Consider the following 14,691-nt stretch of genomic DNA (forward strand, 5'->3'; position numbering starts at 1 on the left):
AAGGCAACCTTGCTACCTTTTTTTTAATCGAAAATACGTATCCATGACCCTGCGGCCAATTTTGAGATTAGCACGGTTGTCGTTCTTTTCACCTTGATACGCCCAAGGAACCAGCACGGCCATGGCAACCTCGGGATGAGTACTAGGGGCGTAGCCGACTAAACTCAGGTTCATTACAGGCGGGGGCTCGCTCCCGTAGTTTTTTCGGAAAGGTCCATCATAAAATGCCTCAGCTGTACCAGTTTTACCAGCGGGAGAATAACGAGCATTTCCAAAAAATTTATATGCCGTTCCTCCGGGTTCCTGCATTACTTTTTTAAAGCCAATCTGAACCCTGTTCATCCATTCTTTTTTCATATCAATCGTGTTTAGAACTTTGGGGTTCATCTCTTGAAAAACAGGACCAACTTCATCGGTATCTCTTGGTGCGTTTCGGATCTCTTTCACAACATGTGGCTGCATCCGATTGCCGCCATTAGCAATCGTAGAAATATATTGAGCAAGCTGCATAGCAGAATAGGTGTCATACTGACCAATCACTAGATCGAGCAAATAACCGGGAAGCTTGCTGGTCCCTTTAAAACCGGTCTGTTCATTGGGGAGATCAATTCCAGTCCGAGTTCCGAGGCCGAAGGAAGCAAAGGAATTTCGAATCGTTTCAAATGCCATAGGATTATTAAAGTTTAAAGGCTTGTCATACTCATAATGTCCTTTGCCCATTCGAATGGCAGTATGAAACATATATACGTTTGACGATTTCTTTAGTGCACTTATTTCATTCAGTCTCCCTAAATAGGCATAAGATTTTTTAATGGGAGTGTCTTTAATCTTGATCCCAGAATCATCAAAAGTGGTTCCTGGTGAGATGGCACCTGTTTTATACCCTGTTAAAATGGTAGCTCCTTTAACAGTAGAACCAACATTATAGGTTGTCGTAAAGGTCCCAAGTGCATCATCAATCATTTCTGTCCTTCCGGTATCTGGATTTTTGATCATTTTTTTACCGGACATTGCCAAAATTTCTCCGGTAAAGGGATCCATTAAGACGACATACGCTCTGTCAGTTAGGACGGTCCCGGGCAACTTTTTGACAGCCCACAGCTCGTCTTCGATAATTCGATCAATTGCCTTTTGCAAATCCATATCAATCGTCAGGACTAAATCCTTGCCATTTTTTCCATCCGTAATGGGATGAGATTCAATCACATTGCCTGATTTATCCGTAACATTTCTGATTTTTGATTTGTATCCGCGCAATATTTCTTCATATTGAAATTCTAATTGACTTTTCCCTACGCGATCATTTCTATTGTATCCTTTGGAAAGGTAGTATTCCAATTGCTCAGCAGGCAAGCCCTCTTCAGAATTGGTTACCTTACCCAACAATGATTTCAAGGTTAAATCAAAAGGATAGGTACGTTCCCAATCTGTGGTGGTATCGACGCCAGGGAGGGATTGTAAATTTTCACTGACTACGGCAATTTCATGATCGGTTACATGTTCATTTTTAACAATCTGTGGGGAAAACTTATAACCGTTGTTAAATTCTTTATAAATAGCCAGTACTTCCATATCTCTATCTGATATTTCTTTTAATTCCGCTTCCGTGATACGTTCCAACTTTAACCTGTATAAATCGATGTCTGATAATTTTTTTGCGGCGTACAAGGCATGTTCTTGCTTGGTTATTTTTTCTTCAGCACGTTTCGGATTCTTTAAAACCCAAAAATCCCGCTGATCCCTATCCGTCACTTTTTCAGTAGTTTTTTCAATTAATCCGGCCAATTTCTCTGCCGTCTCCAACAATTCAGTCTGACTATACCCTTGATTCGTAAAGGTAATAGCTTTTCTGGGAGTATTATTGACGATCACTCGGTAATGACGGTCAAACATTTTTCCGCGAGGAACAGGATTACTGATGGTTATATCTTCTTTACGCTCTAAATCCCTCTTGAAATTTTCGCCATATACAATCTGAACAAACCCTAATCGTAAAATCAGGATTGAAAAAAGCAAAAATACACTAAAAAATAACACATTTAAACGAAAGGGAAAGTGTGACTTTTTCTTTTTTTGTTGCTCCAAATGATCTTCACATCCTTTACGACCGAGATGTCCACACCATACTTATTTTGTTAAAGGTTGTAAAATTTATACAAATTCCAATGCGCTCAAGTTAAAAGTATTCCAACATTACTAAAATTAAATAGTTATTAATAGTATCCAAAATTTGAATTTTTAATTTATAATGAAAAAGGGAGACCGATGGTTTCTTTTAAAAGAAGATGTTTAGGAGGTCTACATAATGGAACAGAAAGTGGTAAGTCCGGAATTACAAAAAACGTTAGAGCAGTTTCAAGCCTTAGACGAAAAAATAACCCATTTCTCCAGCATATTGGGTTTAGCTGATTGGGATCAAAAGGTTATGGCACCGAAAAAGGGGCGGAATGTATTTGCAAAGGCAATTGGAACTTTACGTACCGAGATATTTAAATGTTCCATTTCTGAAGAAATGGGGAATTTGCTGAAAACGCTTACTGAAGTAGAAAACCAAGATCTCCTTGATGAAGTAACGAAAGCAAAGGTTAGAGAGTACCATACTTATTATCAAAAATCCAAAACCATACCAACTGACCTTTTCCAAGAATATTCCGTGTTAACAGCCCAGGCAAATGATGCTTGGGAAGAGGCGAGAGAAAACAATGACTTTGAACGTTTTCAACCATATTTGGAAAAAATCGTTTCGTTCAAACGACAGTTTGCAGAACTTTATGGCTATAAAGAACATCCGTATGATGCTATGTTGGATGAATTTGAGCCTGGACTGACCGTTAAAATCCTTGATCCGTTATTTGCAAAATTAAGAGAATCTAGTGTGAGATTATTGGAACGGATTCAACAGCATGGGAAAAAGACACTGGTTGAGGTTTTTAACCAGGATTTTGATATTGAAAAACAAAAAGAATTTAATCGCTATATTTTGCCATTAATTGGCTTTGATACACAGGCTGGCCGACTAGATGAAACGGTGCATCCCTTCGCCCAAACCATCAATATTGGGGATGTTCGTCTAACAACACGATACTTAAAAGATAATGTTCGATCAGCATTATTTGGTACCATTCACGAATCGGGCCACGGAATCTACGAACAACATATTAATCCTGAGTTTGAGGAGTCGGTGCTGCAAAGCGGAACTTCTTTCGGCATTCATGAGTCACAATCCCGCTTTTTAGAAAATATGGTTGGTCGTAGCAGAGAATTTTGGAATCACTTTTATCCGAAACTAGAAGAGTATTTCCCAGAGCAATTAAATGGGATGACAGTTGAAGAGTTTTATCGCGCTGTAAATACAGTTGAACCCTCTTTGGTTCGTGTTGAGGCAGACGAGTTAACCTATAATCTGCATATCATGGTCCGTTATGAAATTGAAAAAGCACTAATGGCAGGAGAAATTGAGGTGAAAGACCTTCCAGCCATTTGGAATCAAAAAATGAAGGATTATTTGGGGATCATACCTCCAACTGATACAGAGGGGGTTTTACAGGATGTCCATTGGTCATTTGGCGGGATCGGATATTTCCCTTCCTATGCACTAGGGAATCTATATGCTGCTCAAATCCTTCACACCATCCAAAAAGAACTGCCAGATTTCTATCGAGATATTGAAAATGGAAAGTTCGATGTGCTGCAAAACTGGTTAAAGGAACATATCCATCAATATGGAAAACTTTATACTCCAAATGAATTAATTGTAAAAGTAACCGGCGAAGAATTAAATGCTGATTATCTTGTGGAGTATATGGAGAAGAAATATGCTGAGGTATATCAACTCTAAAAAGTTGCAAACTTATAAAACTTTCATTGACATTCCAAACATATCAATATATATTTATAGTAATTAAATAGTTCCTTTTAAAGGGGAGTAGCTGCTACAATAAAGTCGTCATTACGGGATGAAAATCTCCGGCTTTATTGGCAACATCACGTTGTTAGCAAGACCTTTACTATCCAGTAAAGGTCTTTTTCTATGCTTTTTTAGGCCTTTACCTGATATGGGTAAAGGCCTATTTTATTTTAAATTTGATGAGAAAATGGGGGAAAAATGATGGATGTATCTTTATTTCTGGAATACGGGTGGGTTCTGCTGGTATTAATTGTACTGGAAGGGCTTCTGGCAGCGGATAATGCCTTGGTGCTGGCGATTATGGTAAAACACTTGCCGGAAGAAGAGCGAAGAAAAGCCCTATTTTACGGATTAGGCGGGGCCTTTGTAATTCGCTTTGCCTCATTATTTGTGATATCGTTTCTGGTCGATGTGTGGCAGGTCCAAGCCATTGGTGCGCTCTATCTAATCTTTATGGCAATAAATCATATTTTCCGAAAAATATTTAAAGGAAAAGTGGAAGAAAAGCATGAGGATGAGACGGTTAAGAAGCACAGTGGTTTCTGGGCCACCGTTTTAAAAGTAGAAATCGCGGATATCGCATTTGCAGTGGACTCTATTCTAGCTGCTGTAGCAATGGCGGTGGTACTGCCGAATACGTCGCTGCCGAATATTGGCGGGCTTGATGGCGGTAAGTTCCTTGTGATTTTTGCTGGCGGATTTATCGGTTTGGTCATCATGCGTTTTGCAGCCAACCTGTTTGTAAAACTGTTGGAACAACGCCCAAGTTTAGAAATTGCCGCTTTTATCATTGTGGGCTGGGTGGGGATAAAGCTTGCTGTCTATACTCTTTCACACCCTGCATTATCAGTTTTAAATGAAGAATTTGCTCATTCGACAGAATGGAAAATTACTTTTTATGTGGTGTTAGTTGGAATTGCTTTGGCCGGCTGGTTTATGTCTAAGGATGGGGCGCAGAAAAAAACGTCCAAAGCTTCTTAAAGTAAATGAGAAATTTAATCCGTTTTTAATTATTCCTTAATCCAGTATTAAGTCTTTAAGCCTATCCTATAAATGTATTAAATGTATGGAGGGGTTTAATGCTTTCTCATTTGGATTATTCATCTTTTCAATTGATCAATCACATGGCTATCAGTGATCAATTTTTAAATCCATTTATGATCATGCTGGCGGAAAAAGCACAATATCTTTTTTTTCTGGGAATTATAATATATTGGTTTTTTCAAAAGAAAAAAAATAATAGAAGAATGGTAATTGAAGCTATTATCTCTGCTGGAATTGCCTTAGGGTTGAATGTTTTGATCGGGCTCTTTATTTATCGGGATAGACCCTTTGTAACACATCACGTAAATTGGTTAATTCCGCATGTAAAAAATGATTCGTTTCCTAGTGACCATGCCACTGCGGCTTTTGTCATCGCAACAGCCATTTGGATTTGGCGCAAGGGTGCGGGATGGCTATGGTTGCTATTAGCAGCTGGAATTGCCCTTTCACGGGTTTGGACGGGGGTCCATTATCCTTTGGACGTGATTGCAGGAATGGTTATTGGCGTTGGAACGGCATTATTGGTTCACACGATCTTGGCAAGATGGCAATGGGGAAATAGAATGATTCAGTCCATCATTGCATTTTATGAAAAACTTGAACACATGCTGTTAAAGCGAAAATCGATATCACGTTAGGATAAAAAAAGGCTGATTTTAGAAAATCGGCCTTTTTTATGTTATTATGGGATAATGAAAAAAATATTGTGAGGAATAGTAAATGAAGTTAAAGTTTTATTTGGTTATTGCTTTTATGATTAGTGTCGTTTGTGTTATTGGTTTCAGTGTGATTTCTTTCCTAATAAGTGATCATGAAATTGCCCATTTTGATTCTACAATTATTTCTGCAGTACAAGGGCTTGAATCACCTGGATTAACAAAAATGATGAAGACTTTTACCTTTATTGGATCAGCCTCTTTCGTCAGCGTAATGAGCCTATTGTTGATCTTTTTTCTTTATAAGGTCCTTCACCACCGAACTGAACTCATTTTGTTTGTTTTTGCGATAGGCGGATCAGCCATATTGAATGAAATATTAAAGCACTTTTTTCAACGGGCACGCCCTGATTTTCATCGCTTGATTGATATATCTGGTTTTAGTTTTCCTAGTGGCCATGCTATGAATGCATTTACTGTTTATGTCATCATAACCTTTCTGTTATGGCGTCACATTCCAAGAAAATGGGCTAGATGTCTGTTAATCTTAATCAGTACAGTGATGATTTTGGCAATTGGAGTCAGCAGAATCTATTTAGGTGTCCACTATCCAAGTGACGTATTAGGCGGATACTTAGCCAGCGGATTTTGGTGTACAATGGCTATTTGGTTTTTCCAATATTATAAAGAAAAAGGTTATAATATAAAATATAATCGTTGAGAATAATGGTTGGTGTGATCATAAACTCATCCAGCCCCTCAAACAAATTGGAGTGATACATATTATCAGGAACAGTATTCCTAATTTATTTACACTTTTTAACTTATTTTTCGGCTTTTTATCCGTGATGTATTCAGCCATCGGGGATTATAAGAACGCAGCCATCCTGATCTTGATTGGGATGATGTTGGACAGCATGGATGGTCGGATTGCCCGTATGCTTCGTGTGCAAAGTGACTTAGGAAAAGAATTAGATTCCTTGGCTGATATTGTTACCTTCGGCGTTGCTCCGGCGATGATGGCTTACTACTCATATTTTTCAGATTTTGGCGTTTTGGGTATGGCGATATCCGGTTTGTTTCCACTGTTTGGTGCGTATCGGTTAGCACGGTTTAATATCAATGCCGTCAAATCGTCTCTCAAATATTTTACCGGTGTTCCAATCACTGCTGGTGGGGGAATTCTGACATTTATCACCTTATTCCATGGTAAAATGCCAAGTATTATCCTACCAATCGCTTTTTTTGCCATTTGTTTTTTAATGGTAAGTACCATTAAAATTCCAAGCTTAAAAGAAGTGCCACTGCCGAAATACGGAATTATTGTCACTGCCTTTTTGGGTTATGCCATTTACCAGGTCTTTAAAAAAGAACAGCATCGTTTTCCTTATTTTATTTATGTGGCAATTCCGCTTTATATCGCGTTTATTGGCTACCAGCTAGTCAAAAACAATAGAAAAAGAAAAACAAATTAATTGATACCTCTTGAAAGAAGGTCTTTAATCAATGAAAGTGAAAGTAAACAAAAATGCAGCAAAAGAATTAAAGAAAATGCTAGCGCAGGAAGAAGCTCAAGGAAAGCTTTTTCGTATCTACGTTTCCAGCGTTCATGGAGATCATGCTCATTATGATCTAATGCTCGACACCCCAACAGAAAAGGACGAGGTAGTACATACAGATAAAGACATTGACTTCATTTTGGAAAAAGGGGAAGCATACCTCGATAATGTCTGGATCCAATACTTCCAACTACCAAAAGAAGAATGGGTCATCACAAACCCATCTAAAGGTGTACATCACCATCACTAAGCTTTACAAAGGAATAGCACATGGAAGAACTTAACGGGTTCTGTCCAGAGGCGCAAAATCATAAAAATCAAAAAAGTGGAAATCCAGTTCTCATATGAATTGGATTTTTTTATTTGAAAATTTAATTAAGCTTTTTTATCGTTTTAATAAATTAGCAACAATCTGCTGGAAAACAGACAGTCTGAAATAGATGTTCATTTATATGCAATATTGGAAAAATCTACATCTATTTACCCACAAGCTTAAAATGATTGCTAAAATGAAAATAAATACAAAAAGAATCCTAGGAGGTACAAGATGAATATTGAGTTTAGACCAATTGATAAATCAAATTATAATGAATGTATAGAACTTAGTTTAAATGAAGCACAAGCAAAATATGTCGCCCCTAATTATTTTTCTTTAGTACAAGCTGCATACGAACCCAAGTTATATCCACTAGGTATTTATAGCGATAATAAAATGGTTGGTTTTATTTTATATGATTTTGATGAGGAACTTAACGGATGGTCAATGAGCAGATTTATGATTGATGCAAATGAACAAAACAAAGGGATTGGTAAAATGGCTTTACATAAGTTCCTTGATTTTTTCACAAACAAATATGGTCATTTGCAACTTTATACGAGCACTTCCGTTGATAATCCAATCGCTATTTCATTATATGAAAAATTTGGATTTGAGAAAAAAGAAGTGTTCGAATACGAGGCTGGCGGAAATAGATATAAAGAGTATAGGATGATCAAACAGCTTTGAAAAAAATAAAGGAAATGAAAGCAGAGGAGTGAACTCATACCTCTGCTTTTCTATTGTTAAATTAGTGCCAAATATTTAAATTATTGTAAAAATGTATACGAATTGCTTTTTAAATCGGTATTTTGCACTTCTTAACGAATCCATGAGAAATACCTTTGTGCATTTTTTGGTTGGAAATACTTTATTTGGGAAAAACGAATGATTGTGTACCTGTTTTGGCATATGAAAGCCAAAGGGAAGGGAAGGGAAGAACAGTTGAAATTGTCTATAAGGAAAATGATGAATCACAAAAGATTGGGAAGAACCAAAATAACTGTCTTTCATATGGTTGGTGATGGACAAAAGGGAAAGGAGAACCAGAGCAAGTGTCGTTCATAAGGTTGCTGAAGAACAAAATAAGGAGGAGACCCAGAGCAAGTGTCGTTCATAAGGTTGATGAAGAACAAAATAAGGAGGAGAACCGTTGCAATTGTCGTACATAAGGTTGATGAAGAACAAAAGAAGGAGGAGACCCAGAGCAAGTGTCGTTCATAAGGTTGATGAAGAACAAAAGAAGGAGGAGACCCAGAGCAAGTGTCGTTCATAAGGTTGCTGAAGAACAAAAGAAGGAGGAGACCCAGAGTAAGTGTCGTTCATAAGGTTGATGAAGAACAAAAGAAAGAGGAGAACCAAAACAACTGTCCTTCATGAGATAGATGAATGACAAAAGAAGGAGTAGTCCAAAGAAATTGTCTTTCATTCGGGAGATGAAGGACAAAGAATTCAATGTAGAATTGAACTGAACAAATGAATGGATGTTCTAAAAAATCGCGATCACTCGTAATATGCCCATTGATGAGCTCCAGTAATTTTATAATTTTTCTCAAGTATCCTACTGATCCTTCTTTTAGATTCAATCACCTTACACCAGTCATAAATCCGATTCGTTGTAACTTTCTCTTCAGGAAACAATAGCTTGTACTCCACAACCATTCTGAGTATTGCCGATTCAACTATCTCCTCAAATCCACATGCTTTACAAATAAATTTTCTACCTTCAACAAATCCGAAAAAAGAGTGACAATTTGAACAGGTGATTCCTTTTTTAAGTTGGCTATATGAATAGGACGGAAAATTTGAATATGGGGTCTCATTTGTTTGTAAATTGATGACTTTTTCTGCCAAATGCATGTGTTTTTGATTTAGGAAAGAAGGGGTTGAATTTAGTTTTCTTATAAAACTATTTAGCTGAGTGGGGAGAATAACTGGTTGATTTAGTGGAAGTTGAAAAAGGGTGCACTCGGGGTTTATAAAAACAAGGTAAGGTATGATAGGCGTGAAAATACCTGATTTTTGAAGTAGATTACGTAGCATTATATTGGCCCTTTTAAGCTGATCAAAGGGATTCTGTATTTCCTTATTACTCCCAACAACATACATCTTTCCATCATGGAAATAATATTCTCCTTCAAAATTTTTTACATCGATAAGGTAATTGATTCCGTCTGACATCATTAATGAATCAACTTGAAATGTGGTATTTCCTGATTTGAATAACAAGTCGTTTAAGAGTAGCATTTTCGCTCGGAGATTTCCTTCTATAAATTCATCGAACATCACCTCTCCTTGATAGCCCTTTTCTAGTGTGAAATAGGTGTTCTTTTCATCTTTTGTTAATATCATCCTGTTGTCTAAGCTCCGGTACACTTTTAAATCACGTGGTTCATGGCGTGGCTTAATAATCATAGCTCAAATCCTTTCCTATAAAAATGTATTTATATTTTTAATTTTAATAAAAATAAAGATAAAGCGGGTAGAAAAGTATGAATATTTCGTTAACATTTTTAGGGATCTAACACCAAGGGAATAAATATAAAAAGTTGAAGTAGCAGATCACTTCATCAAAGATATGAATGACAAACTGAAGTGGTAAAGGAAGAGAGATGTTCTTCATCCAGGGTATGAATGACAAACTGAAGTGGAAAAGGAAGGGGGATGTCGTTCATCAAGGGTATGAACGACAAACTGAGGTGGAAAAGGAAGAGGGATGTCGTTCATCACGGGTATGAAAGACAAACAGAAGTGGAAAAAGAAGAGGGATGTCGTTCATCAAGGTTATGAAAGACAAACTGAAGTGGAAAAGGAAGAGGGATGTCGTTCATCACGGGTATGAAAGACAAACAGAAGTGGAAAAGGAAGGGGGATGTCGTTCATCAAGGGTATGAACGACAAACTGAGGTGGAAAAGGAAGGGGGATGTCGTTCATCAAGGGTATGAAAGACAAACAGAAGTGGAAAAAGAAGAGGGATGTCGTTCATCAAGGTTATAAACGACAAACTGAAGTGGAAAAGGAAGGGGGATGTCGTTCATCCAGGGTATGAACGACAAACTGAAGTGGAAAAGGAAGAGGGATGTTCTTCATCCAGGTTATGAACGACAAACTGAAGTGGAAAAGGAAGGGGGATGTCGTTCATCCAGGGTATGAACGACAAACTGAAGTGGAAAAGGAAGAGAGATGTCCTTCATCAAGGGTATGAAAGACAAACTAAAGTTGTAAATGAATTGGGATGTCTCACATTAAGAGTATAGATTTATTATAATTATATTATGTAAACCAAATAAATTTTTCTATAGAATAATGAATACAATAAAAGAAATCTGCCCATACTATTTTCAAAAGAAATTATTAGATTTTGCTAGGAGGCTTTTTTGAAAATGGAACATGGTAAAGTAAAATGGTTTAACAACGAAAAAGGTTTTGGTTTTATTGAGCGTGAAGGCGGGGATGATGTTTTTGTTCATTTTTCAGCCATTCAAACGGAGGGTTATAAGTCCTTAGAAGAAGGTCAGGAAGTAACCTTTGAAATTGAAAGCGGACAGCGCGGACCACAAGCTGTTAATGTAAGAAGAGCATAATGGATGAAGAACAGACTCAATTTATGGGTCTGTTTTTATTTTTTATAAGGCAGGAATAACGTCTATTCTTTTTAATATTTATGTAAGAGAGCGGCCGAGGCATTTTAGAAAGGACGGTAATGGGGAGAGGGAATAGTCAACAAAAAGTTTTTCTAACATAGTAAAATGGAGCCGTCTTCAAACCATTCAATAATGTTTTGGGCCTTTTTTTCTTAGATACAGTAATTTCCATACGATAAGTAAGTTTTGTGCTTAAATGGAAAATTCTTTCAAAATAATAAAACTCGGATTTAGTCGAATTATTTTAGCAGGACTTTTTCTAACTAATGCGAATATTTTAGGTAAGATATTTTAAATAAGGGGGAAAAACATGAGTATTCAAGTGGTGGAAAAAGAAAGTATGAAAGTGGTAGGGATTTCTTGGAGTGGCACTTATTCTGAGACCGGTACGATCCCGAATCTCTTTAACGTATTGGAAGAACGTCTAGAAGAAATTCCAAATAAGGTAGTGGAACCAATGATGGTTGCTCCATTTCATAGCCGTGAAACAGAGTTAACTTATTATGTGACCAAGCCTGTTGAAAAAATAGAAGTGGTCCCAAAAGGTATGGTAGGATTTACAATTCCGGCAAAGAACTATGTATATACCGTACATAACGGAAAAGCGGATGAAGTGGATGAGACATATAAGCGTTTGTTTACTTTTATGGATGAATATGGATATGAACAAGATCACCAAGCTCTTAGTATGGAAATTTACAAGCAAGAGCATAAAGAGAGGAATGCAAATGGAGAACTCTATTTTGAGATTTACTTGCCTGTAAAAACCTATTAAAAATAAAAGCAATATTATTTTTATATTTAGGTAAAGTTCTGTATAATATAAAAAAACATATCATATTCCTTCGGGGTCAGGTGAAATTCCGAACCGGCGGTGATGAGGCAGGCTATTGTCTCTTAGTCCGTGACCCGGTTAACACGTTTGTGTAAACCGGTGGATCTGGTGAAATTCCAGAGCCGACAGTTAAAGTCTGGATGGGAGAAGGAAAAGACAGGTTTAAAACAGGCAAAAAAATGCTTGGTTTTAAGCCTTAGTTTACTATTGTCTTAAACACCCCGAAGGAGAATGACGGGGTGTTTTTTATTTTATAAAGCATAGGAGAAGGAATGATGTTTACAGGAATAATTGAAGAAATTGGCATTGTTTCAAACGTTCAAAGGACAGGGGAGGCGATTGTCCTGACTATTGAAGCCCAAAAGATTCTTGAGGATGTTCATTTGGGTGACAGTATTGCTGTGAATGGAGTTTGTTTGACTGTTACATCGTTTACAGGAAAACAGTTCACTGTCGATGTCATGCCTGAATCAGTTCGTGCGACAAGTTTGAATGTGATTAGGCGGGGTTCCAAAGTGAATTTAGAGCGGGCCATGGCAGCAGGCGGCCGGTTCGGAGGGCATTTTGTTTCCGGGCATATTGATGGGACAGGGAGAATCAAAAGTAAAAAGTCCTATGAAAATGCAGTTTATTATGAGATCGAGACTGAACCCAATATTTTAAGGTATGTAATTTTAAAAGGGTCTATTGCCGTAGACGGAACGAGTCTGACCGTTTTTGAAGTTACAGAAACTGGTTTCACACTTTCATTAATTCCCCATACGCTCTCTGAAACCGTTCTTGGTTTTAAACAAACGGGTGATATTGTTAATTTGGAGTGCGATATGATTAGTAAATATGTGGAACACTATATTCAACATTTTTCGAAAAGAACATCTGCAACCAAAAACGGCGGGATTACAGCACAATTTTTAGAGGATCATGGGTTTTAATAGTCAGGGCTTCATAGAAGGAGTGAAGGAAAATGTTTGATTCAATTGAAGAGGCGATAGCTGACTTAAAACAAGGCAAAGTTATTATAGTCTGTGATGATGAGGACCGAGAAAACGAGGGTGACTTTATTGCCTTAGCTGAAAAAGCAACCCCAGAAATCATTAATTTCATGGTGACCTATGGAAGAGGGTTAGTTTGTGTTCCCATCGAAAAGGAGTTGGCCCATAAGCTAGATCTAAAGCCTATGGTAGAAAAAAATACTGACTCACATGGCACTGCCTTCACCGTTAGTATTGATCACAAATTTACATCAACAGGTATTTCTGCTTTTGAACGCTCAACCACCATCATGAATTTGCTTAAACAAAATGCGAAGGGTGAAGATTTCAAGAGGCCAGGGCATGTTTTTCCCCTAATAGCTAAAAACGGTGGGGTTCTTGTGAGAAATGGACATACTGAGGCTGCTGTAGACTTGGCGAAATTATCGGGAGCTAAACCAGCAGGAGTGATTTGTGAAATTATGAATGAGGATGGTACGATGGCACGGGTTCCGGAACTTCGTAAAATCGCAGACCGTCTGGATTTAAAGATGATTACCATCAAGGAATTGATTGAATACAGAAAGACAATGGAAACGTCAATGAATCTCAACTTGACAACCCAGGTCTAAATCATGATTGGAGGAAAGTAAATGGGACATTTATATGAAGGAAATTTAGTAGGTTCAGGCCTGAAAATTGGTATTATTGCCGGACGATTTAATGAATTTATTACTGGAAAATTGGTCAGTGGTGCTCAAGATGCTCTGAAAAGACACGGCGTTGGTGAAGAGGATGTAGATATTGCTTGGGTCCCAGGTGCATTTGAAATTCCATTAATAGCTCAAAAAATGGCACACAGTAAAAAATATGACGCTGTTATTACATTAGGAGCTGTCATTCGAGGGTCCACTCCGCATTTTGATTATGTGTGTAACGAAGCAGCTAAAGGTGTAGCTGCTGCCTCTATTAGCAGTGGGGTTCCTGTCATTTTCGGTGTATTAACGACAGATTCCATTGAACAAGCCATTGAACGTGCCGGTACCAAAGCTGGAAATAAAGGCTGGGAAGCAGCGGCATCCGCTATTGAAATGGCGAATCTTTGCCGAACCTTAGAGTTGTAAAAGGCAATATTTTAAAATAAGGCTGTGTTAAAGAACAGAGTTGATTTTTAACACTCTGTTGATTGTAGCGGAAGGTGCGAAGACTCCTCGAAAATGCTAACGCATTTCCTTCGTGCGTGGGTGAATTCTAAGAAGAAAATCAATGTCCTGTGGGAGTACGGTTCTGGAGAGACCCCGCAGGCGCAAGCGCCGAGGAGGCTCGCCGAAACGCCCACGGAAAGCGAAGCACCTGGAGCGGAAATCAACTGACAAGTTTAAAAGTGCCTAAAATAAATGTATACAAATCCTATTCCGTTTTTTATAATGGGAGTAACAAAAAATAATGAAAATAGGTGCTAAAATCCTCGAAAAGGGATTTTTGCTTAAAAGGGAAGTTTGGTAAAAAGCCAACGCGGTCCCGCCACTGTAAATGGGAGCAACCCACAAATTGTCACTATCGAATCGATGGGAAGACGTGGGGAGTGATGACCATAAGCCAGGAGACCTGCCTATTTGAATGCGCCAAATAACCTACGAGGATAGGGAGGTGTGGACGACTAGACTACTATTACATATGTGTTAGTAATTGAATCTAATCAGACCAACATCTCCATTTTGTGTGGAGATGTTTTTTATTTGGTGGCGTAAGGAAGAC

At 37.9% G+C, this 14,691-nt stretch carries 14 protein-coding genes, 1 pseudogene and 2 riboswitches; of the genes and pseudogenes, 13 read left to right on the forward strand and 2 right to left on the reverse strand.

Features of this window, described 5'->3' with window-relative positions; translation table 11 throughout:
* Window positions 1-12: 12 nt before the first annotated feature.
* Window positions 13-2,085 carry a peptidoglycan D,D-transpeptidase FtsI family protein gene (locus ACI3K6_RS02280; RefSeq protein WP_435553528.1) on the reverse strand — a complete coding sequence of 691 codons (2,073 nt, stop codon included), beginning with the start codon at window positions 2,083-2,085 and terminating at the stop codon, window positions 13-15.
* 220 nt (window positions 2,086-2,305) lie between these two features.
* Between ACI3K6_RS02280 and ACI3K6_RS02285 the strand changes: the two genes are divergently transcribed.
* The 7 genes from ACI3K6_RS02285 to ACI3K6_RS02315 all read left to right on the forward strand — a co-directional run bounded on the left by ACI3K6_RS02285 (window position 2,306) and on the right by ACI3K6_RS02315 (window position 8,172).
* Entirely contained in the window at window positions 2,306-3,838 is a 1,533-nt protein-coding gene (locus tag ACI3K6_RS02285) for a carboxypeptidase M32 (protein WP_435553529.1), read from the forward strand.
* Window positions 3,839-4,108: 270 nt separating this feature from the next.
* Entirely contained in the window at window positions 4,109-4,888 is a 780-nt protein-coding gene (locus ACI3K6_RS02290; RefSeq protein ID WP_435553530.1) for a TerC family protein, read from the forward strand.
* A 98-nt stretch (window positions 4,889-4,986) separates the two neighbouring features.
* Entirely contained in the window at window positions 4,987-5,589 is a 603-nt protein-coding gene (locus ACI3K6_RS02295) for an undecaprenyl-diphosphatase (RefSeq protein ID WP_335482438.1), read from the forward strand.
* Between the two features lie 82 nt (window positions 5,590-5,671).
* Window positions 5,672-6,328 (forward strand): phosphatase PAP2 family protein, encoded by a 657-nt coding sequence (locus ACI3K6_RS02300; RefSeq protein WP_435553531.1) that lies wholly within the window; start codon window positions 5,672-5,674, stop codon window positions 6,326-6,328.
* 52 nt (window positions 6,329-6,380) lie between these two features.
* The gene (gene pssA, locus ACI3K6_RS02305) at window positions 6,381-7,082 is read left to right on the forward strand and encodes a CDP-diacylglycerol--serine O-phosphatidyltransferase (RefSeq protein WP_335482442.1); all 702 of its coding nucleotides are present in this window, start codon (window positions 6,381-6,383) and stop codon (window positions 7,080-7,082) included.
* 31 nt (window positions 7,083-7,113) lie between these two features.
* Window positions 7,114-7,416 (forward strand): iron-sulfur cluster assembly accessory protein, encoded by a 303-nt coding sequence (locus ACI3K6_RS02310; protein ID WP_435553532.1) that lies wholly within the window; start codon window positions 7,114-7,116, stop codon window positions 7,414-7,416.
* A 297-nt stretch (window positions 7,417-7,713) separates the two neighbouring features.
* Window positions 7,714-8,172 carry a GNAT family N-acetyltransferase gene (locus tag ACI3K6_RS02315; RefSeq protein WP_435553533.1) on the forward strand — a complete coding sequence of 153 codons (459 nt, stop codon included), beginning with the start codon at window positions 7,714-7,716 and terminating at the stop codon, window positions 8,170-8,172.
* Between the two features lie 813 nt (window positions 8,173-8,985).
* Here the strand turns inward: ACI3K6_RS02315 and ACI3K6_RS02320 are convergent.
* Window positions 8,986-9,897 (reverse strand): nuclease-related domain-containing protein, encoded by a 912-nt coding sequence (locus ACI3K6_RS02320; RefSeq protein ID WP_435553534.1) that lies wholly within the window; start codon window positions 9,895-9,897, stop codon window positions 8,986-8,988.
* Window positions 9,898-10,198: 301 nt separating this feature from the next.
* Here ACI3K6_RS02320 and ACI3K6_RS02325 point away from each other — a divergent pair, with 301 nt between their 5' ends.
* The 6 genes and pseudogenes from ACI3K6_RS02325 (at window position 10,199) to ribH (ending at window position 14,057) form a co-directional block, all read left to right on the forward strand.
* A complete protein-coding gene (locus tag ACI3K6_RS02325) occupies window positions 10,199-10,324 on the forward strand; it encodes a hypothetical protein (RefSeq protein WP_435553535.1) in 126 nt (41 codons plus the stop codon).
* Window positions 10,325-10,866: 542 nt separating this feature from the next.
* A complete protein-coding gene (gene cspD, locus ACI3K6_RS02330; protein ID WP_335482631.1) occupies window positions 10,867-11,067 on the forward strand; it encodes a cold-shock protein CspD in 201 nt (66 codons plus the stop codon).
* A 370-nt stretch (window positions 11,068-11,437) separates the two neighbouring features.
* A complete protein-coding gene (locus tag ACI3K6_RS02335) occupies window positions 11,438-11,902 on the forward strand; it encodes a GyrI-like domain-containing protein (RefSeq protein ID WP_335482629.1) in 465 nt (154 codons plus the stop codon).
* A gap of 62 nt (window positions 11,903-11,964) precedes the next feature.
* Window positions 11,965-12,118: riboswitch (FMN riboswitch) on the forward strand.
* A 119-nt stretch (window positions 12,119-12,237) separates the two neighbouring features.
* Window positions 12,238-12,894, forward strand: a complete 657-nt coding sequence (gene ribE, locus ACI3K6_RS02340) for a riboflavin synthase (protein WP_435553536.1) — start codon at window positions 12,238-12,240, stop codon at window positions 12,892-12,894.
* Between the two features lie 32 nt (window positions 12,895-12,926).
* Window positions 12,927-13,529, forward strand: a pseudogene (gene ribB / locus ACI3K6_RS02345) (3,4-dihydroxy-2-butanone-4-phosphate synthase); the annotation flags it as partial.
* 57 nt (window positions 13,530-13,586) lie between these two features.
* Entirely contained in the window at window positions 13,587-14,057 is a 471-nt protein-coding gene (gene ribH / locus ACI3K6_RS02350) for a 6,7-dimethyl-8-ribityllumazine synthase (RefSeq protein WP_435553537.1), read from the forward strand.
* Window positions 14,058-14,370: 313 nt separating this feature from the next.
* A riboswitch (cobalamin riboswitch) is annotated at window positions 14,371-14,563 on the forward strand.
* Window positions 14,564-14,691: the final 128 nt, after the last annotated feature.

The sequence above is a fragment of the Neobacillus solisequens genome, from assembly GCF_051233465.1.
In the GTDB taxonomy this organism is placed as follows: domain Bacteria; phylum Bacillota; class Bacilli; order Bacillales; family Cytobacillaceae; genus Neobacillus.